The sequence below is a fragment of the Parashewanella sp. 2304DJ23-3 genome (assembly GCF_056591695.1).
This window is the reverse complement of the sequence record NZ_JBWQOH010000007.1, coordinates 107,886-129,930: the sequence shown is the minus strand read 5'-3', so window position 1 is coordinate 129,930 and position 22,045 is coordinate 107,886. Positions and strand designations below refer to the sequence as shown.

The window sequence follows — 22,045 nt, the reverse complement described above, 5'->3', positions numbered from 1 at the left end:
TAAAGGATAGTTTTCTATGAGTATCGATATTAAGGTACCCGTACTGCCAGAATCAGTCGCAGATGCAACCATCGCAACTTGGCATGTTCAACCTGGTGACGCTGTAGAGCGTGATCAAAATTTGGTTGATATTGAGACGGACAAAGTTGTACTGGAAGTTGTTGCTGAGGCTGACGGTCAAATGGGAGAAATTCTTTTCCCAGAAGGCGAAACTGTTTTAGGCGAGCAAGTGATTGCAAAGCTAAACCCAGGTGCAGTAGCTGGACAAGAAGTATCTAAAGCTGAAGCTTCAGCACCAGCTGCTGAGTCAGCGCCTGCTGTAGATGAGTCAAATGACGCATTAAGCCCATCAGTTCGCCGCCTAGTTGCTGAGCACAATCTTGATGCTTCGCAAATTAAAGGGACAGGTGTTGGTGGTCGTGTAACGAAAGAAGACGTTGAAGGTTTTGTTAAATCTAAAGCTTCAGCGGCTCCTGCAGTGGCAGCTGCGCCTGTAGCGCCTGTAGCTGAAGGCCGTAGCGAGAAGCGTGTTCCAATGACACGTTTACGTAAGACTATCGCTAACCGTCTACTTGAAGCGAAAAACTCTACGGCAATGTTGACAACGTTTAACGAAATCAACATGAAGCCAATCATGGATATTCGTAAGCAATACAAAGATATCTTTGAAGAGCGTCACGGTACTCGCTTAGGCTTTATGTCTTTCTACATTAAAGCGGTAACTGAAGCTCTAAAACGTTTCCCTGAAGTAAATGCTTCAATTGACGGTGATGATATTGTTTATCATAACTACTTTGATGTCAGCATTGCAGTATCAACTCCTCGTGGCCTTGTAACACCTGTTTTACGTGATACAGACAAGATGAGCCTCGCAGATATTGAAAAAAATGTGAGAGAGTTAGCAATTAAAGGCAGAGATGGTAAACTTACCGTCGCTGATATGACTGGCGGTAACTTCACTGTAACGAACGGTGGTGTTTTCGGTTCATTAATGTCAACGCCAATTCTTAACCTGCCACAAAGTGCGATCCTAGGCATGCATGCCATTAAAGATCGTCCAATGGCAGTAAATGGGCAGGTTGAAATCTTGCCTATGATGTACCTCGCACTTTCTTATGACCATCGTATTGTTGATGGACGTGAGTCAGTTGGCTTCTTGGTTGCGATTAAAGACTTCTTAGAAGATCCAACTCGTCTATTACTTGATCTATAAGTTATAGCGAGACATTACCCTAGTGACTGGCCCAATCGGGCCGGTTTTATATTTATAAGTAGTATACGGATAGATCATCATGAATTTGCATGAGTATCAGGCAAAACAATTGTTTGCCGAATATGGTTTGCCAGTGTCTGAAGGTTTCGCATGTGATACAGCCCAAGAAGCTGTTGAAGCTGCTGGACGTATTGGCGGTGATATGTGGGTTGTTAAGTGTCAAGTACACGCAGGCGGCCGTGGTAAAGCAGGTGGCGTTAAAGTTACAGGCGATAAAGAAGAAATCAGAGCATTCGCTGAACAGTGGCTTGGTAAGAATCTTGTTACTTATCAAACTGATGAAGGTGGACAGCCAGTTGCTAAGATTCTAGTAGAAAGCTGTACTGATATTGCAAATGAATTATACCTAGGTGCTGTTGTTGACCGTGGTACACAACGTGTTGTGTTCATGGCTTCTACAGAAGGTGGTGTTGAGATTGAAACTGTTGCTGAAGAAACTCCAGAGTTGATTCACAAAGCAATCATCGATCCATTAGTTGGTCCACAAACATACCAAGCACGTGATCTTGGCTTCAAGTTAGGTTTAACACCAACTCAAATGAAGCAATTCACTAAAGTGTTCATGGGTCTTGCGAACATGTTCAACGATCATGACTTCGCACTACTAGAAATTAACCCTCTAGTAATCACTGAAGAAGGCAATATACATTGTCTTGACGGAAAAATTGGTGTTGATGGTAACGCTTTATTCCGCCAACCAAAAATCCGTGAAATGCACGATCCTTCACAAGACGATCCACGTGAAGCACACGCAGCTAAATTCGAACTTAACTACGTTGCATTAGATGGAAACGTAGGTTGTATGGTTAACGGTGCAGGCCTAGCTATGGGTACAATGGACATCGTAAACCTACATGGCGGCAAGCCAGCTAACTTCCTAGACGTAGGTGGCGGTGCAACTAAAGAGCGTGTTGCTGAAGCATTTAAGATCATTCTTTCTGACGATAACGTTAAAGCGGTTCTAGTGAACATCTTTGGTGGTATCGTACGTTGTGACATGATTGCTGAAGGCATCATTGGCGCAGTTAAAGAAGTTGGTGTTCAAGTTCCTGTAGTTGTTCGTCTTGAAGGTACTAACGCTGAGCTTGGTCGTGAAGTATTAGCAAGCTCTGATCTTGACATTATTGCAGCTGAATCATTGACTGACGCTGCTGAAAAAGTTGTTGCTGCTGCGGAGGGCAAATAATGTCTGTACTAATTAATAAAGATACTAAAGTAATCTGTCAGGGTTTTACTGGTGGTCAAGGTACTTTCCATTCTGAGCAAGCTATCGCTTATGGTACTCAAATGGTTGGTGGTGTATCTCCAGGTAAAGGTGGTCAAGTTCACCTAGATCTACCTGTTTTTAACACTGTTAAAGATGCTGTTGCAGAAACTGGCGCTACCGCTTCAGTTATCTATGTACCAGCACCTTTCTGTAAGGATGCTATCCTTGAAGCAATCGACGGTGGCATTGAGCTAATCGTATGTATTACTGAAGGTATCCCAACTATCGATATGCTAGAAGTTAAAGTTAAGTTAGCTGAAACTGGCGTACGTATGATTGGTCCTAACTGTCCAGGCGTTATCACCCCAGGTGAATGTAAAATTGGTATTATGCCAGGTCACATTCATAAGCCAGGTAAAGTAGGTATCGTTTCACGTTCAGGTACTTTGACTTACGAAGCAGTTAAGCAAACGACTGACGAAGGTTTCGGTCAGTCTACTTGTGTTGGTATTGGTGGCGATCCAATTCCAGGTACTAACTTCATCGACGTTTTAGAAATGTTCCAAAACGACGAAGGTACTGAAGCTATCGTTATGATTGGTGAGATTGGTGGCACAGCGGAAGAAGAAGCGGCTGAATACATCAAAGCTAACGTGACTAAGCCAGTTGTTTCTTACATTGCGGGTGTTACAGCTCCTGCTGGTAAGCGTATGGGGCACGCTGGTGCGATCATTGCTGGCGGTAAAGGTACGGCTGACGAGAAGTTTGCTGCTTTAGAAGCGGCTGGTGTAACAACAGTTCGTTCTCTAGCTGATATCGGTAAAGCACTTCGCACTAAAACAGGTTGGTAATTTAAATTACTTATTTGTTTAAAGGTCAGCATTTGCTGGCCTTTTTCATTAATAAAAGCTTAAGTTCTGTTCACAATTATTTATATTTATTATTATTCGATTTATTATTTAAGCTCTTCTAATTGCACCAGAATTGTCATGTCAATATCTTCTGTTTCGACCTTCTTTGAAGATGCACTCACTTTGGTACCAGACATTGATGATATTGATAGTTTAGTCGCCGAAGCTGATTCATCTGCATTTTCTTTAAAAGAGCAAACTGAATGTATCAATTACAATGACTCGTATTTTCTTATTTCTTCAACGCATATTTATAGAGAAGGTAAGCTGTTTGCTTTTTATACGCCGAGTGCAGACTGTTATTTTGAAAAATATGTGCGTAAATCATCTAACCAGTTACCCAAGAATTGCCAAGGTGGAACTTCTTATATTGAACCTTGTACCCTCAAAGGTTCATCAGAGCAGTATGTTTATAAGAACATTTTGTGATCACATTGAAGGTACAAACCATTTAGAATATGTGGGCGGGAATATGCTGAGAAAAGAAGCTGCAATTCTTAATGCCTTGAGCAAACAACCTGACGCTTTTGAAAAGCAATATATTGTTCAATATATACATTCTGGAGTAACAGTCGAAGGAGTTCCGTATATACTCTTAGAAAGGTTGGATGGTGGAACGCTTGCTGATGCAGTGCCTGAAGCTAGAGGTATCGAATCTTTAAAGGTTGCTGAATATTCTAAACAACTGCTTTTTGCTGTCAGGTACATTGGAAAACTAGGAATATTTCATCAAGACTTGAAATAAAACAATGTCATGTTTGTTGATGCGAGTAGAAAACATTTGAAGGTTATTGATTTTGATTCAGCGAGTGGTTACTCTGGCATTGCTGCGACCTACGATGAATATAAGCAGCCTAGACTGGAATATACGCCAGGCTCTGCAAACGTTAAAGCACCTGAATACTTCACAGAAGATAAAAATATCACTGCAAAGTCAGATCTTTGGAGCGTTGGGTTATTAATTTTGCAAATGGCAATTGGTAAGAGTAATCACTCAGTTTTTATTAAACGTATTTATGATGAGAATAAAACTAACTTACTCGATCAATCTTTAATAACTGCTGAACTGGATAAAATATTTGGGCAATATATTATTCCTTCTTACATCGAGGCTACCATTAGAGGTTTAATACTTGTGGATCCTAAAACGAGATTTTCTGCAAATCAGGCGCTTCAATCCCTTTCTAGACTGTAAAATCGACAACTAGTATTTTATTTTACCTACATCAACTAAACAAAATCTTTATATAAAAATTTTATCAGGTACACTAGCCGACAAAATTAACCATAGCATGTCAATAAGTTGAATTGACGGAGATAGGTGCATTTATGATCACAGCTTACCTATATAAAAACCGCCGCCTGACGATAAAAGAACTCACTGTAGAGGACGATGTTCCTGAGCAGACGCTATGGTTAGATTTATACAAACCTGAAGATGAAGAACGTGAGTGGTTAAGTCGATTTTCCGTTGAAGAAGTGCCAGATGAAGAAGATATCAATGATATCGAGGCTTCTGCACGTTTTTACCAAAATGCCGACGGACTCCATATTAACTCTTTATTTCCTCAACGTGTTGGGCAAGATGTAAGAGCGGTAAATATCTCGTTTAATGTACGTGATAGCTTCTTATTAACGATACGTGAAGAAGACGTTGGTCTGGTTCGTCTTTTAAGAAACTACCTCCGCCTTGGCCGTTTAAAGGTTAATACACCGCAAGAGTTATTTCTTGAATTTTTCAATCTCAAAGTAGACTACCTTTCAGATCTTATTGAAGATGTATACACAGTTCTTGAAAATGTTGGCGCTGAAGTGTTTGAAAGTGAAGAACTTGATGATGTGTTTAAGCTGATCACTTTACAAGAAGATTCTAATGGTAAAATTCGACTAAGTTTGCTTGATACACAGCGCTCACTCCGTTATATGCAACGCTATTACCGTGGCCGTATGACCGATGAAGACTTAAAAGACATACGTGAAATGCTTGCAGATATTGAGTCATTAATGCCTCACAGTCAGTTTATTTTCGACAAATTAAACTTTTTGCTCGATGCTGCTATGGGTTTCACTAGTCTTCAGCAAAATCGTATTATTAAAATTTTTTCAGTTGCAGCAGTAGTATTTTTACCTCCTACGCTTATCGCAAGCAGCTATGGAATGAACTTTGTTGATATGCCAGAGTTATCCTGGAAATTAGGCTATCCGATGGCAATTGCTCTAATGCTAGCGAGTGCAGCAGGCACTTACTTCTTCTTTAAACAGAAACGCTGGCTATAATCTGATTCTAATCACCAATTCTTATTAGGGCGTGTTGATCTTTCAGGATTAAATTTTGTGCTATTTGAGTGTTTACCTGTTCAAGGCGTGAGCTATGAAGTTTAGTCATCTAAATGAATGGCTCACAATACAGAACAGAGAGCGCTAAAAAGCATCGAAAAAGAGAGGGCGTAAATTGGTCTCTATCTTTTAAAGCATAAGTGCCGCGTTATCGTTTGCTTATTTCGAAACGAAGTAACGACAGTTTTGTATGTCGATAATAACCAAATCGCACAAGCTTTACCTTGCATAAAGCAACCAACTTTTCGCTGCAAAAATAAGCACCAAAGATAAACACGCCCAAGGAATCAAGTCAGTTTTACTAATAAGAATTGGAATACTCAGTTAATAAAATGTTATCTTAAATACTTTGTAGTGAGCCGAGTATTGATATGGACTTTATTGAAGTTTACCCAGATGCACTCCCAGCAGAATTCTGTGACCGTTTAATACACACCTTTGAATCTCATAAAGGCGTGAGAGATGGGTTAACTGGGCATGGTATTGATAAAGAAAAAAAGAACAGTCTTGACTTAACCTTAGATAGCTATCCAGATTTAGCTCCCATAAAAAATGAGCTCTTAGGCTATACGCTTGATAAAGCTGCAGATTATTTTACAAAGTACTCTATGGCACTCATGGGTGCTGTTTCAGTAGCGGTTGCCGATGAAAATGGTAAATCGGTGTTCCTATCGCCTGATAATTTTGAACGTCTCGGAAAGCCAAGGGCTCAACCGCTTGTTAAGTATCTCTATCGCAGTGGAACCATTAACTTACAAAAGTATGAGAAATGTGTCGGCGGTTATCATCATTGGCATTCTGAACAGTTTCCACAGAATGACCATAATGAAGCTTTACATAGGGTCGTTCTTTATATGTTTTACCTTAATGATGTAGAAGAGGGCGGTGAGACAGAGTTCTATTACCAAGGCCGCAAAATAAAACCTAAGAAAGGTACGATGGTCATCGCACCAGCCGGATTTACTCATACACATAGGGGTGGCATTCCCAAGAGTCATGATAAGTATATTGCGACGTCTTGGGTCATGTTTAACCGTGCCGAAAGGCTTTATGCACCAATTAGCTAATTGGAATTTTGATAATTACTTTTGCGCCGCCTAAACGTGAGTCTTCAAATTTTATTTGGCCGTTATATGAAGTAATGATTTCATGACAAACGGCCAAGCCTATCCCACTACCATCATGTTGAGTATCGGCTCTGAAACCTCTTTCTAAAATAGACTCTTTAATATTTGGGTCTATGCCTTTTCCATCGTCTTCAATAATTAGGAAAAAGGCTTCATTAGCGCTGTACGACTCTATGTGAACCTTAGATAGACAAAGTTTGTAAGCATTTTCTAATAAGTTTCCACAAAGTTCAGTTAAGTTATCTTTATCCCCAGGGAAGTTGATATTAGGCTCTAAATCTTGTGAAAGAGAAATGTTCTTTTCTTGATATATCTTGTTCAAAACGGTTTCAAGTTCAGCGATAACAGGATATAGCTCCGTTTGTTCATCTCTTAATGAATTACGCCCAAGTGAGGCCCTTTTAAGATGATAATTGATAGAGTTGTCAATTTGGAAAACTTGTTCGGAGATTTGTTTTTTCACTTCTTCATTAAGAACTTCTGTATCTTCAACGAGTACCTTAATTGAAGCCAGTCTTGTCTTAAGGTTGTGTGCTAAGTCATCAGAAGTATTCTTGTATCGCTCAGCCTGAGCATATGATTGCTTAATCAATCGGTTAATGGATAGCGAAAGTGTTTTGAATTCAGCTGGGTATAAACCATCTACCTGTACTTTTTGTCCTTTTTTGATTTGATTCAGCTCTTTCCGCATATTTCGAAATGGTTTAAGCCCCCAAAAAGCCGCTATCAACATAAAAATAAAGGTAATAGTGAGTATGATAAGTAGCTCAACATACGTATGCTTACTATATACTTCATACTCTTTACTGAATCCTTTAGCATCTTTCAAAACGAGAAGCTCAAATCTTTTCATGTTAGCTTCGAGTGGTATTGAATAGATCAGGTAATCTTTTCCATCCGCCAGTTGTAAGTAATAAGGAGGTTTCTGTGATGAGATGGCACGGTACTTTGCACAGATATGTTCGAGGTTACGGTGTGATGCTAGCTTGGATGTCCATACTTGCTTATAATTTTCGTCACAACTCACCATTATGAAATCAATGGGATTGGTTGCTGCCATTATGTTGGCATCATCTAAGCCTTCGAAATGCTGTTGTTTAATGTTTTTAATGGCTTGAGGTAAGTCTGCCATTAATTCTTCAGTCTGAAAGTTGTACACCTTCTGAGCATGTAACTCATTAATGAGCCAAGCTAACGAAGTTCCTAACACAAAAATAATTATAAAAGAGCTTAATAACATTCTTGTGATTAAGCTGTTCCATCGAAAAAATCTTAGTTGCATGGTTGATTAAACTTATAACCTTGGCCGCGGATAGTGCTTATTGGGTTTTCTAATCCATTCCTTGCAAGCTTTTTCCTTAAGCGACTGACCATAACTTCTATGGTGTTTGGATCACCCTCACGATCTGCATAGATAACATCAAGCAAACGTCTTTTAGTCACTACTTCATGATTGTGGCGCATCAAGTATTCTAATATGAGATACTCAAATGCCGTTACATCCACTGGCGAGTCAAATAAAGTGACTTGTTTTGCTGCTAAGTCTAACTCGAGATCCCCACTTGTAATGAGAGGTTTTGCAAATCCCGCACTTCTTCTTACTAGTGCATCTAGTCTAGCTACAAGCTCTTCTTTCTGGAAAGGCTTTACTAGATAATCATCTGCACCAGCATTCAATCCATCAACTTTATCTTTCCAGTGCATTCGCGCTGTAAGAACAAGAATGGGAGCTTTTAAATCATCCTCTCTAAGTTTTTGAATGAGCTTCACACCATCTAGATCAGGGAGACCCAAATCTACGATAGCAACGTCAATTGGATAATTTATAGCTTGATAATGACCTTCTTTTGCATTGAGGGCAACTTGAACTTGATTACCAAGCTCACTAAGTTGAACTTTGAGATGATGAGACAAAAGTGGGTCATCTTCAACGACCAGTATTCGCATTATTACATTCCGTTATCTTGAAGCAAAACGCTAGGTTCGTGGTTGAATAAAGTACTTAATTCTGTTTGTGCTTTATTTGGCTTTTACAAAGCATAGCAGACACTTTTAAAGTATGTCTGTTTATCTTATATACAAAATAATGTTTTGTTGCCAGCAAAAGTTCAGATTAAGTATCATCAAAGAAAAAAATATTAGATACCAGTGCTGAAATAGATTCAGATGAAGTATCATATGCCTAATGATATCAATAAAATACGCTTATTTTGCTGATTATTAACAAGTTTTAATAATTAAGACTAAAATGGAGACTAAGGTGAAAGACCATATATTAGCAGAGATGAGAGTTCTTGCGACCATTTCCCCTGAATTTGAGGTTGAACGAAGAGTCTCATTCATCAAAAAAATACTGTCTAAAGCCTATAGTAAATCGCTTGTACTTGGAATAAGTGGTGGAGTTGATTCAACTGTAACGGGCCGGCTATGCCAATTAGCGGTTGATGAACTCAATCAAGAAAATAGTTCAAATGAATATCAATTCATTGCAGTCCGATTACCATATCAAACACAAAGAGATGAAGATGAAGCTCAGCTTGCTTGTGCTTTCATTAAACCGTCAAAATTGGTAACGATAAACATTGAAGATGGTGTTGAAGGAATACATAACGAAGTAGTCTCTGCGGCTAATTCTGCAGATATTAATAAATCTAAGCATATTAATTTAGATTTTGTAAAAGGCAACGTTAAAGCAAGAGTGAGAATGATTGCGCAATATGAACTAGCTGGACTCACAGGTGGTTTGGTCGTTGGAACAGATCATAGCGCAGAAAATATTACTGGTTTTTATACAAAATGGGGAGATGGTGCATGTGATTTAGCACCAATTTTCGGCTTAAATAAGCGTCAAGTTAGGCAGATTGCAACATATTTAGCTGCACCTGAATCACTAATAAGTAAGGCTCCAACAGCTGATCTGGAAGAAGATGCACCACAGCTGGAGGATGAAGTTGCGCTTGGTCTAACCTATGATCAAATTGATGATTTTCTTGAGGGGTGTGAAGTTAGCGCTGAAGTTGAGCAAAAACTTATCGCAATCTATCAGCGTACTGAACATAAGCGCCAACCTATTGCGACTTTATACGATTTCGATTAATTCATATTAATGACTCGAAAATCCTCAGTTGAAGACTTTAATTTTCACTGAGGAATCCCCATCTTTCATTTATTCCTTCATTAGTACATAACGTAATGTTAGATTTTTCTAGAATTAACTGGCTTGACGATAAAGGTCGAGTTAAAACGCCTAAATTTTTATATTTAGTGCTTATCTTTTTAGCGAAGGGTTGGTGTATATTTTTAATTTCGTTGACGCAGGCGGGGCAAAGAGATGGGCTGGTTAAACTTCTTTATCCTTTGAAAAGTGATTTTGTTTCAGCTCTAGCCTCTGGTGCAATTGCTGTTTTTATTTACGGTTTAATTGTCTTTGAGAGAAAAGGAACATTAGCTTGGATTTACCCTTTATTTCAAAAAATTCGCTGGTTATTGTTTATTTCCATTTCTATCGAAGCAGTACTGAGTTATTTTCGTTTACTGCATACTGACTTTGTTTTTCATTGGTTAAAAGGATTAGAGTTATTAGGCATTTTTTGGTGCTTTCTTTATGTTTTAAAGTCGCAGCATTTAATCGTGTATTTAAAAAACCAATTTGAGCCTAAAGAAGGAAGTGGAGAGAGTTAACACTTTTAGTTTAATTACTCGACGAATGGCTAGGCGATTCACTCTTTTGCTGGAAAAATAAAATATTAGAGTATACTTTATTACAATTGGGTATCTTAGCAATTTCCAATTTCGTATCTACACCTAAGATTACGCTGCAAGTTAAAGGAATTAATACTTGGCAAAATCGTCTTCTCAACCTGAAATAGCGGTATCTGAACTCAAAGTCGGTCAGATTATAAAGTTGCCATTATCGTGGACAAATCACCCTTTTTTAAGAAATAGGGTAATTTTAAAATCTGAAGTAGAAATAGAGATGATAAAGGGGCTAGGTGTTCCATATGTCATTTTACTCGATGATATCAATTCAGGTGCTCAAAATGAACAAATTTCAGAGCAACAATCAATAGAAACAACTGTGGTTGAACCTTTGCCTGAGGATGAGAGTAAATTACTCAGAAAATCTTTATCTGTTAGCCAAAAGCGATTTTATAAATCAATTTCAGATACTAAAGCAGTACACAGTAAAGTTGTGACGGATCCAGATGGTGCTTATCGCTTATCAGCTTCCACTGTAGAGGCTTTGCTCGCTGATATGTTAGAAGTTGATAAACCTTATCTCACACTGGTTGAAGGTAATGATACAGCAGTAAGTATTAACCAACATTGTGTCTCAGTAGCGGTTGTTTCAATGCTTATGGCAAGGCTTTTAAAAGTAGATCAAGATTTAATTCGAGACATTGCTTTAGGCAGTTTGTTACATGATTACGGAAAGTTTAAAGTTCCCGACAGTATTTTAAGAAAAAAAGATGAACTCACGGTAAGTGAACGTAATTTTTATAATTTGCACCCTAATTATGGTGTTAATGTTTTAAAAGATCAGGAGTATATTTCGAAGGTCGCACTTCATATTATTGGTCATCATCATGAGTATCTTGATGGCACGGGTTATCCTGATAAATTGAAAGCAAAACAAATACCGCTATCTACGCAAATTGTCAGTTTAGTGAATCAGTTTGATAATTTATTGAGTGATGTAAGGTTTCCTACACCGCAAATAGCACTCGGGCATTTGTTTAAAAATGGCGTAAAAAAGCATTCTTCAAATTTAATTTCTGCACTTGTAAAAATAATGGGCATTTATCCACCTGGAACGCTAGTCAAACTTTCTGACAATTCTGTTGGTAAAGTTATGATTACTAATGAACAGGTAAAAAAACCAAGTGTTTTGTGCTGTAAAGTCGATGGCTCTAATGCTTCATTAAAAACGCTATCTAAAGAAGATATTGAAATCGTAAAAGTGATTACAGTCGATGATTTATCTGATGAAGCAAAAATCAGCATAAAAGCGACTTCCCCGATCAGCTTTTATTTCACTGCAGCATTAGCCTAAACTTGTAGAGGCTTAACCTCGATGTATAATCTAAAAAAATAATTACGAGTATCTGTTTTGAAAAGTATTTCTATTATTGGTTGCGGTTGGTTTGGCCTTCCTCTTGCTGAAGCTTTGGTTGACGACGATTTCAACGTTATTGGTACTAAAAGAAATTCAGAGCGTTTCCCGTTACTAGAGTCGAAAGGGATTACTCCAGTTGCTTTAGACTTATCTCAAATGCTTAATTCATCTGATGATAGTGCGACAAATCATATAAATGATTATACAACAGATTACTTGTTGGTAAATATTCCTCCCAGAACACGTTCAGGTAATAAACATTACCTTGAAGAGCTGGTACTGCTACTTAAGTTAGTCAAACCTGCTACCTATAAACGCATCATTTTTATCAGTACTTCGGGTGTATACCCTGATTTAGATAGAGTTGTCGACGAAGGTGATGCCTGCGAGTTGAGTAATGGTAATGAGTTACTTTATAAAGCCGAGCAGCTTTTTCTTAAATTTGAAAATGCCTGTGTTTTAAGGTTTTCAGGCTTAATTGGGCCAAATAGAAACCCCGGACGTTTCTTTGCCAACAAAGAACAAGTGGATGCAGGTAATTTACCAGTTAATCTGGTGCATTTAGATGACTGCATAGGTGCAGTAAAAGCTGTTCTGAAAGCCGAAACTGTTTCGAATATTTATAATATTTGCTCGCCACACCACCCAACAAAAAGCGAATTTTACTCTGAGGCAATTAAACGTTTAGGTAGAGTTCCTCCGGTTTTTGTGAGTAATTCAGCGACTAAAAAGCAAGTTGATGGTAATTTGATTACCAGAGATATTGATTTTACATATAAATTCGACAATTTATATGTAGCCATAGAACATTGTTAATGGAGTAGAAAATTGAATCATAAATTATCAAAAGTTCTTTTATCGTTTTTACTTGTTTGTGTAAGCCATTTGAGCTTTGCGAATACATTTGTAGAAGGAAAAGACTATAAAAAGGTTTCTGGGCTTCCAGAGGCAACCAAACCAGTTGTTAGAGAGTTCTTTTCGTACAATTGCCCTCATTGTTATCAAGCTGAGCCGACTGTCGAGAAAATGGTTAAACTGCTCAAGGGTAAAATAGCCTTTAAGCGAACCCCTGTTGGCGCAGGACGCCCTAGTTGGATCCTCAGTCAAGAAGCTTATTATGTTGCTCAAAAACTAAAAGTAACGAATCAAGTTCACAGTAAAATCTTTCATTATATTCATGAAGAAGCAGGGCCATTCACTAATGCGCAGCAGTTAAAAGCATTTTTTGAATTTCAAGGTGTTTCAGCAAAAGCGTTTGATAAGGCTTATAAAAGCAAAGATAAAAAGACGACGTTAGATAATTATGGTATTCAGCTTGAACTTTCTGGAATAACAGGTGTACCAACGATGCTTGTTAATGGTATCTATGAGATCAATCCTGGTGAGCATTCAGCTCAAGATCTTGCAAAGTTAGTCGAATTTTTAGCCGCTAAAAAATAACTGCTTACATTTATTTTCTTTATGGAATAGCACGACTTGTTAAGTTTGAGGTATGAATAAAAGGAGAAATCATGCCTCAAAGTCATTCTACAGTTTCACCTCAAACAGGTAGTTTTGTTGCTTGTCATGTTTTTGGCGTAATTAAACATGTCGGAATTTGGATCGATGATTCAATCATCGAACTACAAGGAACTGGACTCATTAGGGTTGTTTCCCCTGAACGTTTTTTAAAAGATCGTACTGGTGAGACCATCTACATTTCTTGTATTCAAAACCGTTCAATTAAAAATAAAGCATTAGCACAAAAAGCGTTGGATCAAGTTTTTCAATTTCGAGATTATGATTTATTGAAAAATAACTGCTATCGATTTTGTTTTTCAAGCCTGACAGGGCATGAAGAGTTTATTGAGACTTTCTCTGAGTTTAATCAGATGATTTCGAATCACTATGGTGAGAAAGTTGAGTGGCAACCACTGAGAAGTCCCTCCCGTCACTCAATAGATTTGAGTGACGGGAGGGACTTTAAAGCCTAAGAAAATAATCGATCTTCTAGCGTTTTACCTCTTACAATGGACTTGTATTTCCAGCCTTTTTCAGCCAATAGTTGCATGATTTCAATTTCGTATTGATAGTCCATATTGCCAGTACAATGAATGCCCAGTTCGTTACTCGATACTGTTTCAATATGGCTTATACCTGCAACTGAGTTGAGTTGTGAAATTAACGTTTCCATCTCAACATCTTGAAGAGTCAGAGAGATATAACCTGTGTCATTGTTTTCTTCAGCAAGTGTTAATGATTGCTTGAGCTTTCCATGCTCTAGGTAAAGTACTCTGTCACACAATTTTTCGAGCTCATCAAGATTATGAGAACTGACGATAAAATTGGTGTTAGCTTGTTGCTCTTGGATAATTGAACGTATCTTTTTAGCATTAGCGGGGTCGATACCTGCTGTTGGTTCGTCTAATAATACAATTTGAGGGTTACCAATTAGGGCCTGAGCGATGGATACACGCTTTCCCATCCCGTGACTAAGAGAGGTAGGTTTTTCTTTAATCACATCGAGTAAATCGACGAGGTCTAAAACTCTCTCGGCTTCTTTTTTTGCCTTTGATTTTGAAAGGCCTTGAAGTTGACCGATAAAAACAAATTGTTTGCGAATTTCAATTGCAGGGTCAAGTAACGAGTCTTGAGGTAGTGCGCTCAGCTTTCCTAAATTATTGGTTGATGAAACACAATCTCCCAAAATTTTTAACTCACCACTAGTTGGCGAAATGAAGCCGCAGAGTAAGTTAAAGAGTGTTGTTTTTCCGGCTCCGTTTGGACCTACAAGTGCAACAGGTTGACCTGACTCAATTTCAAAGCTGACATTATCGAGCGCTAATTTATCACCGTATTTTTTTGTAAGGCCATTACATTGAATGAGACTCATAGCGCTCTCCTTTGCATATAAAGACACCCAAGTGTTAATAACACGACAGTCTGAAAGATTGGGATGAGCGACTGATGTAAGATACTGATACCACTACTGTTCAACATTGTAGGGATTTGTACACCAGGTTTTGCCAATTCTAGTAAAGAAATTTGTGGAACATAGAAACCCAAAATTCCAATAACAATTGTTAGCACTACCCAATAAAAAACAGCGAGCATAGAAGCTTGCCTTGCACCATTTGCATAAAGAGAAAGTAAAGACATCAATGCGGTGTATGGAAGTAAATTTATAAAAAGTGCAAACCAAACTAAAGATGCAGTAATAAAGACGTCGCTGAAAGAAGTCGCTTGGTTATAAATAATCAGACCGATAGTCGCAATAATTGAAATCAAGATGAGTAAACCTTGAATTATCATTTGCGCTAAAAAACGACCAAAAAACAAGCTGTTTCTGTTCGTTCTCAGCAAGAAAAATCTCAGAGTGCCACGTTGTCTATCTGAAGAAAACTGGTCAGCTGTAATAATTAGGCTAAACATCGGGAAAAGGTACAGAGCAAAAAACCAATACACAGCGAATTCAGGAGCATCCCAATTGAGGAGTTCAGCAGCATTAGATGCATTTGCAAAACTATAGACAAATTCTTTAAAGCCCTGAATAGACATTAGCTCGACAGCACTTTTTACTGGATAAGCTAAAATAAGTAACCAGACTAAAGTAAAACAGATTAGAGCGATGATACCCCGTTTTTGGAGCAACACTTTTTGGGTATCATAACTTGCTATGTGTAATAAATTACGCCAAAAATTAAATGGCTGAGTTTGTGTCACAATACATTCCTTGTGCATCTATAATTAAATACACCTTACCTACTTATCTGGATAAGTAGCAAGCAGTAATTTATGGTGGTATGACTATGAATCGTAACTGGATATTATTTGTTCTTTATTTGCTTGTAGTGGCTTGTTCATCCAAAGCGCCCATCAAGAGTAGTGAGTGCGCACCGCTGTCAAAATTGGACTTCTCTAAACAACCCAAAGACATCATGTCGGACTTAAACACCTGCATGAATGCTAAGAAGTTTAAACGAGCTGCAGAGCATTTTTACGCATTAGCAAGTAAGAGTTCAGGTGAGAAAGTATCGAACAACCCAGCTGATGAATTGCGTGAGTTGCAAAATGTGATTAGAAAAAAACACCCACAAGCAGCCGTTGATGCATTAGATAATGAAATTAAGAAGATTCATAAAGATAATGCAGAATTGTGTGCCCGAATGAACTTATTTGGTAATGACGATTATCAGAAAGCGATATCAAACAGCAATGATAAAACACTCATTGACGAGATTAATAAAACATTCGAAAAAGATGATCAGTGGAGAGCATCCTTTAAAAATCTACTCGACTGTAATTAGGCTAAAAAATAACTGGACGTTTAGGTGTTTAGATGGCTAAAATGCTCTCATGAATAATCATTGAGGTCTTTTTATGCCAGTTCGTATTCCAGACAAGTTACCAGCGACACAAGTCCTTGCGTCCGAGAATATTTTTGTTATGTCTGAATCACGGGCTATTCATCAAGATATTCGTCCATTAAAAATTCTTATTCTTAACTTAATGCCTAATAAAATTGAAACCGAAACACAGTTACTTAGGTTATTGGGGAATACACCGTTACAAGTTGAAGTAGATCTTTTACGAATCCATAACCGTGAGTCAAAACACACACCCAAAGAGCATATGGAGTCGTTTTATTCTGACTTCTCACAAATCAAAAATAATAAATATGATGGAATGTTATTTACTGGTGCGCCTTTAGGAAGACTGGATTTTGAAAGTGTACAGTATTGGATATGTATTAAAGAGGTAATGGATTGGTCACAACAAAATGTGACGTCAGTCATGTTTTTCTGTTGGGCTGCTCATGCTGCGTTATTTCATCTATACGGTGTGAAGAGAAAAGTGCTTGAAGAAAAACGGGTCGGTGTCTTTAAGCATAAGATCATAAAGCAACATGAACCGCTAATGCGTGGCTTTGATGAGGAATTTTATGTTCCGCATTCTAGAAATGCTGAAATTGATCTTAAAGGTATTCAAGGTAGTTCTAGTCTTTCTTTGTTAGCAACCTCCGATACAGCTGGAGCATATTTAGCTTCAAATGAAAGCAAAAAGAATATTTTTGTGTTTGGACATCCTGAGTATCAGAAGTATACACTCAGAGACGAATATTTAAGAGAGATAGAGCAGGGGATACAAAGCCCAATGCCTCAAGGGTATTTTCCTGAAGACGACATTGAGTGTGAACCGAAAGTGAACTGGTTTGGACATGGACATTTACTCATCAGTAATTGGCTTAACTATTACGTTTATCAAATGACACCATATAAATTGTAAGTTTTCCGTTTAGGTCAATTTATAGGTATAATGTTAATAATTTACGTTTTTCAGATCGAAAGAAACGATCGGGATCGATTAATTGCAATTTATTTAAGCGTTGATTGCTTGTTTAAGGGCCGTTGCTTAGGTAAAATTCCGCTTCCGTTAATTTCAATGCGATGATTTGAAAAAACACCAAATTGCTTTGTGTGATGCGTGTGTGAAATTTTTCTTTGACTCAAGCGTTATCAAACTATAATATGCGCGCCTTATGCAAACAGTAAAGATACCGGTTTCAATCGATCCGATACGTGCTGCTCAAAGCTGCCTTGATTACCAAGGAACGATTTTGGGAAAGCAGTTAAAAAGATTGAATGAATTATGTGCCGGCGACTGTTCCAATGTATCAGTGTCATTGGAATGTGGTGTAGATATACAGGGGATAGTCTACCTGAAAGGGAAGGCTGTGACGGAGCTCACTCTGGAATGTCAACGCTGCATGACACCTTATAATACAGAGGTTACGGTCGACTTTTGTTTTAGTCCTTGTAGGGCTCAAACAGAAATCGATGAGCTCCCGGAAGCGTATGACCCGATTGAGTGCAACGAAATTGGCGAAATACGGTTACATCAATTGATCGAAGATGAATTGATAACTGCCATGCCTCTCATTCCTATGCATGATGATAAATCATGTCATCAAGGATCGAAAGATGTGGTTGTAGGCGAGATTAAGGTAGTCCAAGAAGAGGAAAAACCAAATCCGTTTGCAGTGTTAGAAAAACTGAAGAGCAAGTAATCTAGGAGACAGGCAATGGCTGTACAACAGAATAAAAAATCACGTTCAAAGCGCGGTATGCGTCGTTCACATGATGCATTGGGCACAGCTCAATTATCAACAGATGCTACTACAGGTGAATTACACCTACGTCACAACGTGACTGCTGACGGTTTCTACCGCGGCAAAAAAGTTATCAACAAGTAATTAGTTGATAACTTATGACTAATCTGACGCTTGCGTTAGATGCTATGGGGGGCGATTTCGGCCCTCAAGTCACAGTGCCTGCAGCAATGCGGGCATTGCGGCAAAATCCTTCTTTAAAACTCATTTTAGTTGGTGATATTGCTAAAATTGAGCCCTATCTTGATAAATCATCTACGCTAGCTTCACAAATAGAGATTCTGCATACTGATGAAATTGTCACTATGTCAGACAGACCTGCTCAAGCTTTACGAACTCGTAAAAAAAGCTCAATGCGTTTGGCGATTGATTTAGTTCGAGATAAAAATGCCGATGCTTGTATCAGCGCAGGTAATACTGGTGCACTGATGGCAATGTCAAAGGTAGTATTAAAAACCTTGCCAGGCATTGACCGTCCTGCATTGATCGGCCGTCTACCTACATCCCTAAATAAACCTGTTTATGTTTTAGACCTTGGTGCCAATGTTTCCTGCTGCTCCGAGACATTATTTCAATTTGCAGTAATGGGTTCTGTAGTGTGTGAAACCGTTGAGAATAAAGCTCACCCACAGGTTTCACTATTAAATGTCGGTATTGAAGAAATCAAAGGTAATGATCAGGTCCAGCAAGCAGGTTTATTGTTGCAACAATCTGCGCAAGTAAACTATTCAGGTTTTGTTGAAGGTCATGATATGTACTCTGGCAGTACAGACGTCATCGTTTGCGACGGCTTTGTTGGTAATATCACATTAAAAACTTCAGAAGGAATAGCTAAACTATTAGTCAGTCGTTTAAGACAGGGACTAACCAAAGGGCTATTCGTTCGAATTCTCTCCAAGTTTCTAAGCTCACGAATCCATTCTGTTTTTAACCAGATGAACCCCGACCACTACAATGGTGCAAGTCTGGTAGGATTGCGTGGTGTTGTTGTTAAAAGCCACGGCAATGCTGATGAAACTGCTTACTTAAATGCAATTAATTTAGCTATCACCGAGGCTCATCGTCGACTTCCAGAACTGATCAATGATAGATTGGAGTCGATTCTTTTAGACATTAATAGTTAGTTTCTATTTTTATGCATACAAAAATTCTTGGTACTGGTAGTTATCTACCCGTACAGGTGCGTAGTAATCAAGATCTAGAGCAGATGGTTGAAACCTCAGATCAATGGATTGTTGAACGCACAGGTATCTCCGAAAGACGAATCGCAGCAACCGATGAATCCGTTGCAACTATGGGTTATCAAGCCGGGCTTAAAGCACTCGAAATGGCAGGTATGTCAGCAGAAGATATTGATATGATCATCTGTGGCACAACCAGTGGTGAGAATGCTTTCCCTGCCTCGGCCTGTGAAGTTCAAGCCATGTTAGGTTTGCACACCATTCCTGCATTTGATGTTGCGGCTGCATGTTCTGGTTTCGTTTATTCTCTTTCAATCGCAGACCAATTTATCAAGGGTGGGGCTTATAAGAACATTCTCGTGATTGGTGCAGACGTATTATCTCGTTTTTGTGAACCAGAAGATCGTTCAACCATAATTTTATTTGGTGATGGAGCTGGTGCTGCTGTAGTTGGTGCATCAGAAGAACAAGGTATCATCAATACTCATATATACGCTGATGGCCGCCAAGGTGATCTTCTTAAATGTGCTTTCCCTGCTCGCCCACACGAAACAGAAAAAGCATTAAGCTACATGACAATGAAAGGTAACGATGTATTTAAGGTCGCCGTAACAAAGTTATCTCATGTAGTACAAGAGACGTTACGACTGAATAATATTGAAAAGTCAGATATTGATTGGTTAGTACCGCATCAAGCAAACTTCCGAATCATCAATGCCACTGCAAAGAAATTAGGTATGAGCCTAGATAAGGTTGTACTTACACTTGCGAAGCACGGAAACACATCAGCAGCATCGGTTCCGATTGCATTAGATGAAGCTGTGCGTGATGGGCGAATTAAGCGTGGCCAAACTCTGCTTTTAGAAGCATTTGGTGCTGGATTTGCTTGGGGCAGTGCACTGGTTAAGTTTTAATTTTCGATTAAACATCTTATAAAAATAATTAGAGGAAATCGCCATGTCTAAAACGGCATTTGTTTTCCCTGGGCAAGGCTCTCAAGCGGTCGGCATGTTGTCTGACCTAGCAGAGCAGTATCCAGTTGTTTCTGAAACCTTTACCCAAGCAAGTGAAGCATTGGGTTATGATCTTTGGAAGCTTGTACAAGATGGTCCGGCAGAAGACCTAAATCAAACCGATCGCACACAGCCAGCATTGCTTGCCGCAAGTGTTGCGATTTGGCGCACATATGTAGCTTCAGGTAAGGAACTTCCGCAAGTTGTCGCAGGTCACAGCTTAGGTGAATACTCTGCATTAGTTTGTGCTGGTGTTCTAGATTTCGTTGAAGCGATTAAACTAGTTGAACTACGTGGTCAACTTATGCAACAAGCTGTTCCATCAGGTACAGGTGCTATGTATGCAGTTATCGGCTTAGCTGATGATGCTATTGCGCAAGCTTGTGAAGAGTCAGCTCAAGGTGATGTAGTTAGCCCTGTTAACTATAACTCCCCTGGACAAGTTGTCATTGCTGGAGAGAAAAATGCTGTTGAAAGAGCTGCTGTAGCTTGTAAAGATGCCGGAGCGAAGATGACAGTTGCGTTGCCTGTAAGTGTGCCTTCTCATTGTGCGTTAATGAAATCAGCAGCAGATAAATTAGCAGAAGCTCTAAATGCTATTGAATTCAAATCACCAGCGATTGAACTCATTAATAACGTTGATGTAGCTTTACCAACCGAACCTGCTGCAATTAAAGATGCATTGGTTCGTCAGTTATACAGCCCAGTTCGGTGGAGTGAAACAGTATCTAAAATGGCTGAAATGGGTGTTGAGAGCTTATATGAATTTGGCCCAGGTAAGGTACTCACTGGTCTAACAAAACGAATTAATAAATCAATAGCAGCGAAAGCTGTAAATGATTCTGCTTCAATGGCAGCTCTTACAGAATAAGGAATCCAAAATGGGTATTACTCTCAATCTTGAAGGTAAAGTTGCATTAGTTACTGGTGCAAGCCGAGGTATTGGACGTGCAATCGCTGAAACATTAGTTGAAGCGGGTGCAAAAGTTATCGGTACAGCTACTAGTGAGCGTGGTGCAGCAGCGATCCAAGATTACTTGGGTGAAGCAGGATTAGGCTTAGTACTAAATGTGACAGATTCAGAATCTGTTGCAAATATGTTCACCCAGATCAAAGAAAAAACAGGTGACATAGATATCCTTGTAAATAATGCAGGTATCACTCGTGATAATTTATTAATGCGTATGAAAGATGATGAGTGGGGCGATATTATCGACACTAACTTGAATTCTTTATTCCGTCTTTCTAAGCCAGTTTTACGTGCAATGATGAAAAAACGTGCTGGGCGTATCATTAATATTGGTTCGGTTGTGGGTACAATGGGTAATCCTGGACAGTCTAACTATTGCGCAGCAAAAGCAGGTTTGATAGGTTTTACTAAATCTCTTGCTAAAGAAGTTGGCTCAAGACAGATCACAGTTAATGCGATCGCTCCAGGGTTTATCCAAACGGATATGACTGATGAGTTGACGGAAGAACAACAAAAAGCGATTATGTCTCAAGTTCCAATGGAGCGTCTAGGACAAGCGCAAGAAATTGCTAACGCTGTATTGTTTTTAGCTTCAGACTCAGCCGCTTACATCACAGGGGAAACCTTGCATGTGAACGGCGGGATGTACATGGTTTAACCGAGTTTCAACAGGGAACTTTGATTTATTGAGTGGTGATAAGTTACGCATTTTCCTCGCTTTCGTGGTTAGACCACGAAATCGGGGGTTGCAATGTTAGCTGA

26 protein-coding genes are annotated in these 22,045 nt (G+C 38.8%); 22 read left to right on the top strand and 4 right to left on the bottom strand.

What is annotated here, in order from left to right; translation table 11 throughout:
• The first annotated feature begins 16 nt into the window (after positions 1 to 16).
• From odhB to AC1EU2_RS13730, 8 genes are all read left to right on the top strand, one after another.
• Positions 17 to 1,213, top strand: coding sequence for a 2-oxoglutarate dehydrogenase complex dihydrolipoyllysine-residue succinyltransferase (odhB, locus tag AC1EU2_RS13765; protein WP_480298847.1), 1,197 nt, complete (start codon positions 17 to 19; stop codon positions 1,211 to 1,213).
• A 79-nt stretch (positions 1,214 to 1,292) separates the two neighbouring features.
• The gene (gene sucC, locus AC1EU2_RS13760) at positions 1,293 to 2,459 is read left to right on the top strand and encodes an ADP-forming succinate--CoA ligase subunit beta (protein ID WP_129945994.1); all 1,167 of its coding nucleotides are present in this window, start codon (positions 1,293 to 1,295) and stop codon (positions 2,457 to 2,459) included.
• Complete coding sequence (gene sucD / locus AC1EU2_RS13755; RefSeq protein ID WP_480298846.1) at positions 2,459 to 3,331, top strand: succinate--CoA ligase subunit alpha; 873 nt, start codon at positions 2,459 to 2,461, stop codon at positions 3,329 to 3,331. Before sucC ends, sucD begins: the two co-directional genes overlap by 1 nt.
• Positions 3,332 to 3,469: 138 nt before the next feature.
• Positions 3,470 to 3,820, top strand: coding sequence for a hypothetical protein (locus AC1EU2_RS13750; RefSeq protein ID WP_480298845.1), 351 nt, complete (start codon positions 3,470 to 3,472; stop codon positions 3,818 to 3,820).
• Between the two features lie 43 nt (positions 3,821 to 3,863).
• The gene (locus AC1EU2_RS13745; RefSeq protein WP_480298844.1) at positions 3,864 to 4,136 is read left to right on the top strand and encodes a protein kinase family protein; all 273 of its coding nucleotides are present in this window, start codon (positions 3,864 to 3,866) and stop codon (positions 4,134 to 4,136) included.
• A 9-nt stretch (positions 4,137 to 4,145) separates the two neighbouring features.
• Positions 4,146 to 4,586, top strand: coding sequence for a protein kinase domain-containing protein (locus tag AC1EU2_RS13740; RefSeq protein WP_480298843.1), 441 nt, complete (start codon positions 4,146 to 4,148; stop codon positions 4,584 to 4,586).
• A 134-nt stretch (positions 4,587 to 4,720) separates the two neighbouring features.
• Positions 4,721 to 5,668, top strand: coding sequence for a magnesium/cobalt transporter CorA (gene corA / locus AC1EU2_RS13735; protein ID WP_480298842.1), 948 nt, complete (start codon positions 4,721 to 4,723; stop codon positions 5,666 to 5,668).
• Between the two features lie 431 nt (positions 5,669 to 6,099).
• A complete protein-coding gene (locus AC1EU2_RS13730) occupies positions 6,100 to 6,795 on the top strand; it encodes a 2OG-Fe(II) oxygenase (protein ID WP_480298841.1) in 696 nt (231 codons plus the stop codon).
• Here the strand turns inward: AC1EU2_RS13730 and AC1EU2_RS13725 are convergent.
• Both AC1EU2_RS13725 and AC1EU2_RS13720 read right to left on the bottom strand, forming a co-directional pair.
• Positions 6,788 to 7,987 (bottom strand): ATP-binding protein, encoded by a 1,200-nt coding sequence (locus AC1EU2_RS13725; RefSeq protein WP_480298840.1) that lies wholly within the window; start codon positions 7,985 to 7,987, stop codon positions 6,788 to 6,790. The genes AC1EU2_RS13730 and AC1EU2_RS13725 overlap by 8 nt on opposite strands.
• Positions 7,988 to 8,127: 140 nt before the next feature.
• Entirely contained in the window at positions 8,128 to 8,802 is a 675-nt protein-coding gene (locus AC1EU2_RS13720) for a response regulator (protein WP_129945988.1), read from the bottom strand.
• Positions 8,803 to 9,115: 313 nt separating this feature from the next.
• On the opposite strand from AC1EU2_RS13720, the gene nadE reads away from it, so the two are divergent.
• The 6 genes from nadE (at position 9,116) to AC1EU2_RS13690 (ending at position 13,944) form a co-directional block, all read left to right on the top strand.
• Positions 9,116 to 9,952, top strand: coding sequence for an ammonia-dependent NAD(+) synthetase (gene nadE / locus AC1EU2_RS13715; protein ID WP_480298839.1), 837 nt, complete (start codon positions 9,116 to 9,118; stop codon positions 9,950 to 9,952).
• A 95-nt stretch (positions 9,953 to 10,047) separates the two neighbouring features.
• On the top strand, positions 10,048 to 10,536 hold the full coding sequence (locus tag AC1EU2_RS13710) for a DUF2919 domain-containing protein (RefSeq protein ID WP_480298838.1): 489 nt from the start codon (positions 10,048 to 10,050) through the stop codon (positions 10,534 to 10,536).
• 157 nt (positions 10,537 to 10,693) lie between these two features.
• On the top strand, positions 10,694 to 11,908 hold the full coding sequence (locus AC1EU2_RS13705; protein ID WP_480298837.1) for a cyclic di-GMP phosphodiesterase: 1,215 nt from the start codon (positions 10,694 to 10,696) through the stop codon (positions 11,906 to 11,908).
• Between the two features lie 57 nt (positions 11,909 to 11,965).
• Entirely contained in the window at positions 11,966 to 12,787 is an 822-nt protein-coding gene (locus AC1EU2_RS13700) for a Rossmann-fold NAD(P)-binding domain-containing protein (protein ID WP_480298836.1), read from the top strand.
• A gap of 12 nt (positions 12,788 to 12,799) precedes the next feature.
• The gene (locus tag AC1EU2_RS13695; RefSeq protein ID WP_480298835.1) at positions 12,800 to 13,411 is read left to right on the top strand and encodes a thiol:disulfide interchange protein DsbA/DsbL; all 612 of its coding nucleotides are present in this window, start codon (positions 12,800 to 12,802) and stop codon (positions 13,409 to 13,411) included.
• 71 nt (positions 13,412 to 13,482) lie between these two features.
• The gene (locus tag AC1EU2_RS13690) at positions 13,483 to 13,944 is read left to right on the top strand and encodes a hypothetical protein (RefSeq protein ID WP_480298834.1); all 462 of its coding nucleotides are present in this window, start codon (positions 13,483 to 13,485) and stop codon (positions 13,942 to 13,944) included.
• On the opposite strand, the gene AC1EU2_RS13685 is transcribed toward AC1EU2_RS13690, so the two are convergent.
• Together AC1EU2_RS13685 and AC1EU2_RS13680 are read right to left on the bottom strand one after the other, a co-directional pair.
• Positions 13,941 to 14,843, bottom strand: coding sequence for an ABC transporter ATP-binding protein (locus AC1EU2_RS13685; RefSeq protein ID WP_480298833.1), 903 nt, complete (start codon positions 14,841 to 14,843; stop codon positions 13,941 to 13,943). The genes AC1EU2_RS13690 and AC1EU2_RS13685 overlap by 4 nt on opposite strands.
• On the bottom strand, positions 14,840 to 15,673 hold the full coding sequence (locus AC1EU2_RS13680; RefSeq protein ID WP_480298832.1) for an ABC transporter permease: 834 nt from the start codon (positions 15,671 to 15,673) through the stop codon (positions 14,840 to 14,842). The genes AC1EU2_RS13685 and AC1EU2_RS13680 overlap by 4 nt, the downstream gene beginning before the upstream one ends.
• Before the next feature lie 86 nt (positions 15,674 to 15,759).
• Here AC1EU2_RS13680 and AC1EU2_RS13675 point away from each other — a divergent pair, with 86 nt between their 5' ends.
• The 8 genes from AC1EU2_RS13675 to fabG all read left to right on the top strand — a co-directional run bounded on the left by AC1EU2_RS13675 (position 15,760) and on the right by fabG (position 21,941).
• A complete protein-coding gene (locus tag AC1EU2_RS13675; RefSeq protein WP_480298831.1) occupies positions 15,760 to 16,257 on the top strand; it encodes a hypothetical protein in 498 nt (165 codons plus the stop codon).
• Positions 16,258 to 16,330: 73 nt separating this feature from the next.
• Complete coding sequence (locus AC1EU2_RS13670; protein ID WP_480298830.1) at positions 16,331 to 17,236, top strand: homoserine O-succinyltransferase; 906 nt, start codon at positions 16,331 to 16,333, stop codon at positions 17,234 to 17,236.
• A 253-nt stretch (positions 17,237 to 17,489) separates the two neighbouring features.
• The gene (gene yceD / locus AC1EU2_RS13665) at positions 17,490 to 18,017 is read left to right on the top strand and encodes a 23S rRNA accumulation protein YceD (RefSeq protein WP_480298829.1); all 528 of its coding nucleotides are present in this window, start codon (positions 17,490 to 17,492) and stop codon (positions 18,015 to 18,017) included.
• A 15-nt stretch (positions 18,018 to 18,032) separates the two neighbouring features.
• The gene (gene rpmF / locus AC1EU2_RS13660; protein WP_480298828.1) at positions 18,033 to 18,203 is read left to right on the top strand and encodes a 50S ribosomal protein L32; all 171 of its coding nucleotides are present in this window, start codon (positions 18,033 to 18,035) and stop codon (positions 18,201 to 18,203) included.
• Between the two features lie 14 nt (positions 18,204 to 18,217).
• Positions 18,218 to 19,243 carry a phosphate acyltransferase PlsX gene (plsX, locus tag AC1EU2_RS13655; RefSeq protein ID WP_480298827.1) on the top strand — a complete coding sequence of 342 codons (1,026 nt, stop codon included), beginning with the start codon at positions 18,218 to 18,220 and terminating at the stop codon, positions 19,241 to 19,243.
• A gap of 11 nt (positions 19,244 to 19,254) precedes the next feature.
• Positions 19,255 to 20,214 carry a beta-ketoacyl-ACP synthase III gene (locus AC1EU2_RS13650; protein WP_129945974.1) on the top strand — a complete coding sequence of 320 codons (960 nt, stop codon included), beginning with the start codon at positions 19,255 to 19,257 and terminating at the stop codon, positions 20,212 to 20,214.
• A 43-nt stretch (positions 20,215 to 20,257) separates the two neighbouring features.
• A complete protein-coding gene (gene fabD / locus AC1EU2_RS13645) occupies positions 20,258 to 21,184 on the top strand; it encodes an ACP S-malonyltransferase (protein WP_480298826.1) in 927 nt (308 codons plus the stop codon).
• A 10-nt stretch (positions 21,185 to 21,194) separates the two neighbouring features.
• The gene (gene fabG / locus AC1EU2_RS13640; protein ID WP_480298825.1) at positions 21,195 to 21,941 is read left to right on the top strand and encodes a 3-oxoacyl-ACP reductase FabG; all 747 of its coding nucleotides are present in this window, start codon (positions 21,195 to 21,197) and stop codon (positions 21,939 to 21,941) included.
• Positions 21,942 to 22,045: the final 104 nt, after the last annotated feature.

Excerpts from the sequence above, each read along its gene's own strand:
- odhB (WP_480298847.1), top strand. The coding sequence starts at position 17 with ATGAGTATCGATATTAAGGTACCCGTACTGCCAGAATCAGTCGCAGAT.
- sucC (WP_129945994.1), top strand. The coding sequence starts at position 1,293 with ATGAATTTGCATGAGTATCAGGCAAAACAATTGTTTGCCGAATATGGT.
- sucD (WP_480298846.1), top strand. The coding sequence starts at position 2,459 with ATGTCTGTACTAATTAATAAAGATACTAAAGTAATCTGTCAGGGTTTT.
- AC1EU2_RS13750 (WP_480298845.1), top strand. The coding sequence starts at position 3,470 with ATGTCAATATCTTCTGTTTCGACCTTCTTTGAAGATGCACTCACTTTG.
- AC1EU2_RS13745 (WP_480298844.1), top strand. The coding sequence starts at position 3,864 with ATGCTGAGAAAAGAAGCTGCAATTCTTAATGCCTTGAGCAAACAACCT.
- AC1EU2_RS13740 (WP_480298843.1), top strand. The coding sequence starts at position 4,146 with ATGTTTGTTGATGCGAGTAGAAAACATTTGAAGGTTATTGATTTTGAT.
- corA (WP_480298842.1), top strand. The coding sequence starts at position 4,721 with ATGATCACAGCTTACCTATATAAAAACCGCCGCCTGACGATAAAAGAA.
- AC1EU2_RS13730 (WP_480298841.1), top strand. The coding sequence starts at position 6,100 with ATGGACTTTATTGAAGTTTACCCAGATGCACTCCCAGCAGAATTCTGT.
- AC1EU2_RS13725 (WP_480298840.1), bottom strand. The coding sequence starts at position 7,987 with ATGGCAGACTTACCTCAAGCCATTAAAAACATTAAACAACAGCATTTC.
- AC1EU2_RS13720 (WP_129945988.1), bottom strand. The coding sequence starts at position 8,802 with ATGCGAATACTGGTCGTTGAAGATGACCCACTTTTGTCTCATCATCTC.
- AC1EU2_RS13710 (WP_480298838.1), top strand. The coding sequence starts at position 10,048 with ATGTTAGATTTTTCTAGAATTAACTGGCTTGACGATAAAGGTCGAGTT.
- AC1EU2_RS13690 (WP_480298834.1), top strand. The coding sequence starts at position 13,483 with ATGCCTCAAAGTCATTCTACAGTTTCACCTCAAACAGGTAGTTTTGTT.
- AC1EU2_RS13685 (WP_480298833.1), bottom strand. The coding sequence starts at position 14,843 with ATGAGTCTCATTCAATGTAATGGCCTTACAAAAAAATACGGTGATAAA.
- AC1EU2_RS13675 (WP_480298831.1), top strand. The coding sequence starts at position 15,760 with ATGAATCGTAACTGGATATTATTTGTTCTTTATTTGCTTGTAGTGGCT.
- AC1EU2_RS13670 (WP_480298830.1), top strand. The coding sequence starts at position 16,331 with ATGCCAGTTCGTATTCCAGACAAGTTACCAGCGACACAAGTCCTTGCG.
- yceD (WP_480298829.1), top strand. The coding sequence starts at position 17,490 with ATGCAAACAGTAAAGATACCGGTTTCAATCGATCCGATACGTGCTGCT.
- rpmF (WP_480298828.1), top strand. The coding sequence starts at position 18,033 with ATGGCTGTACAACAGAATAAAAAATCACGTTCAAAGCGCGGTATGCGT.
- plsX (WP_480298827.1), top strand. The coding sequence starts at position 18,218 with ATGACTAATCTGACGCTTGCGTTAGATGCTATGGGGGGCGATTTCGGC.
- AC1EU2_RS13650 (WP_129945974.1), top strand. The coding sequence starts at position 19,255 with ATGCATACAAAAATTCTTGGTACTGGTAGTTATCTACCCGTACAGGTG.
- fabD (WP_480298826.1), top strand. The coding sequence starts at position 20,258 with ATGTCTAAAACGGCATTTGTTTTCCCTGGGCAAGGCTCTCAAGCGGTC.
- fabG (WP_480298825.1), top strand. The coding sequence starts at position 21,195 with ATGGGTATTACTCTCAATCTTGAAGGTAAAGTTGCATTAGTTACTGGT.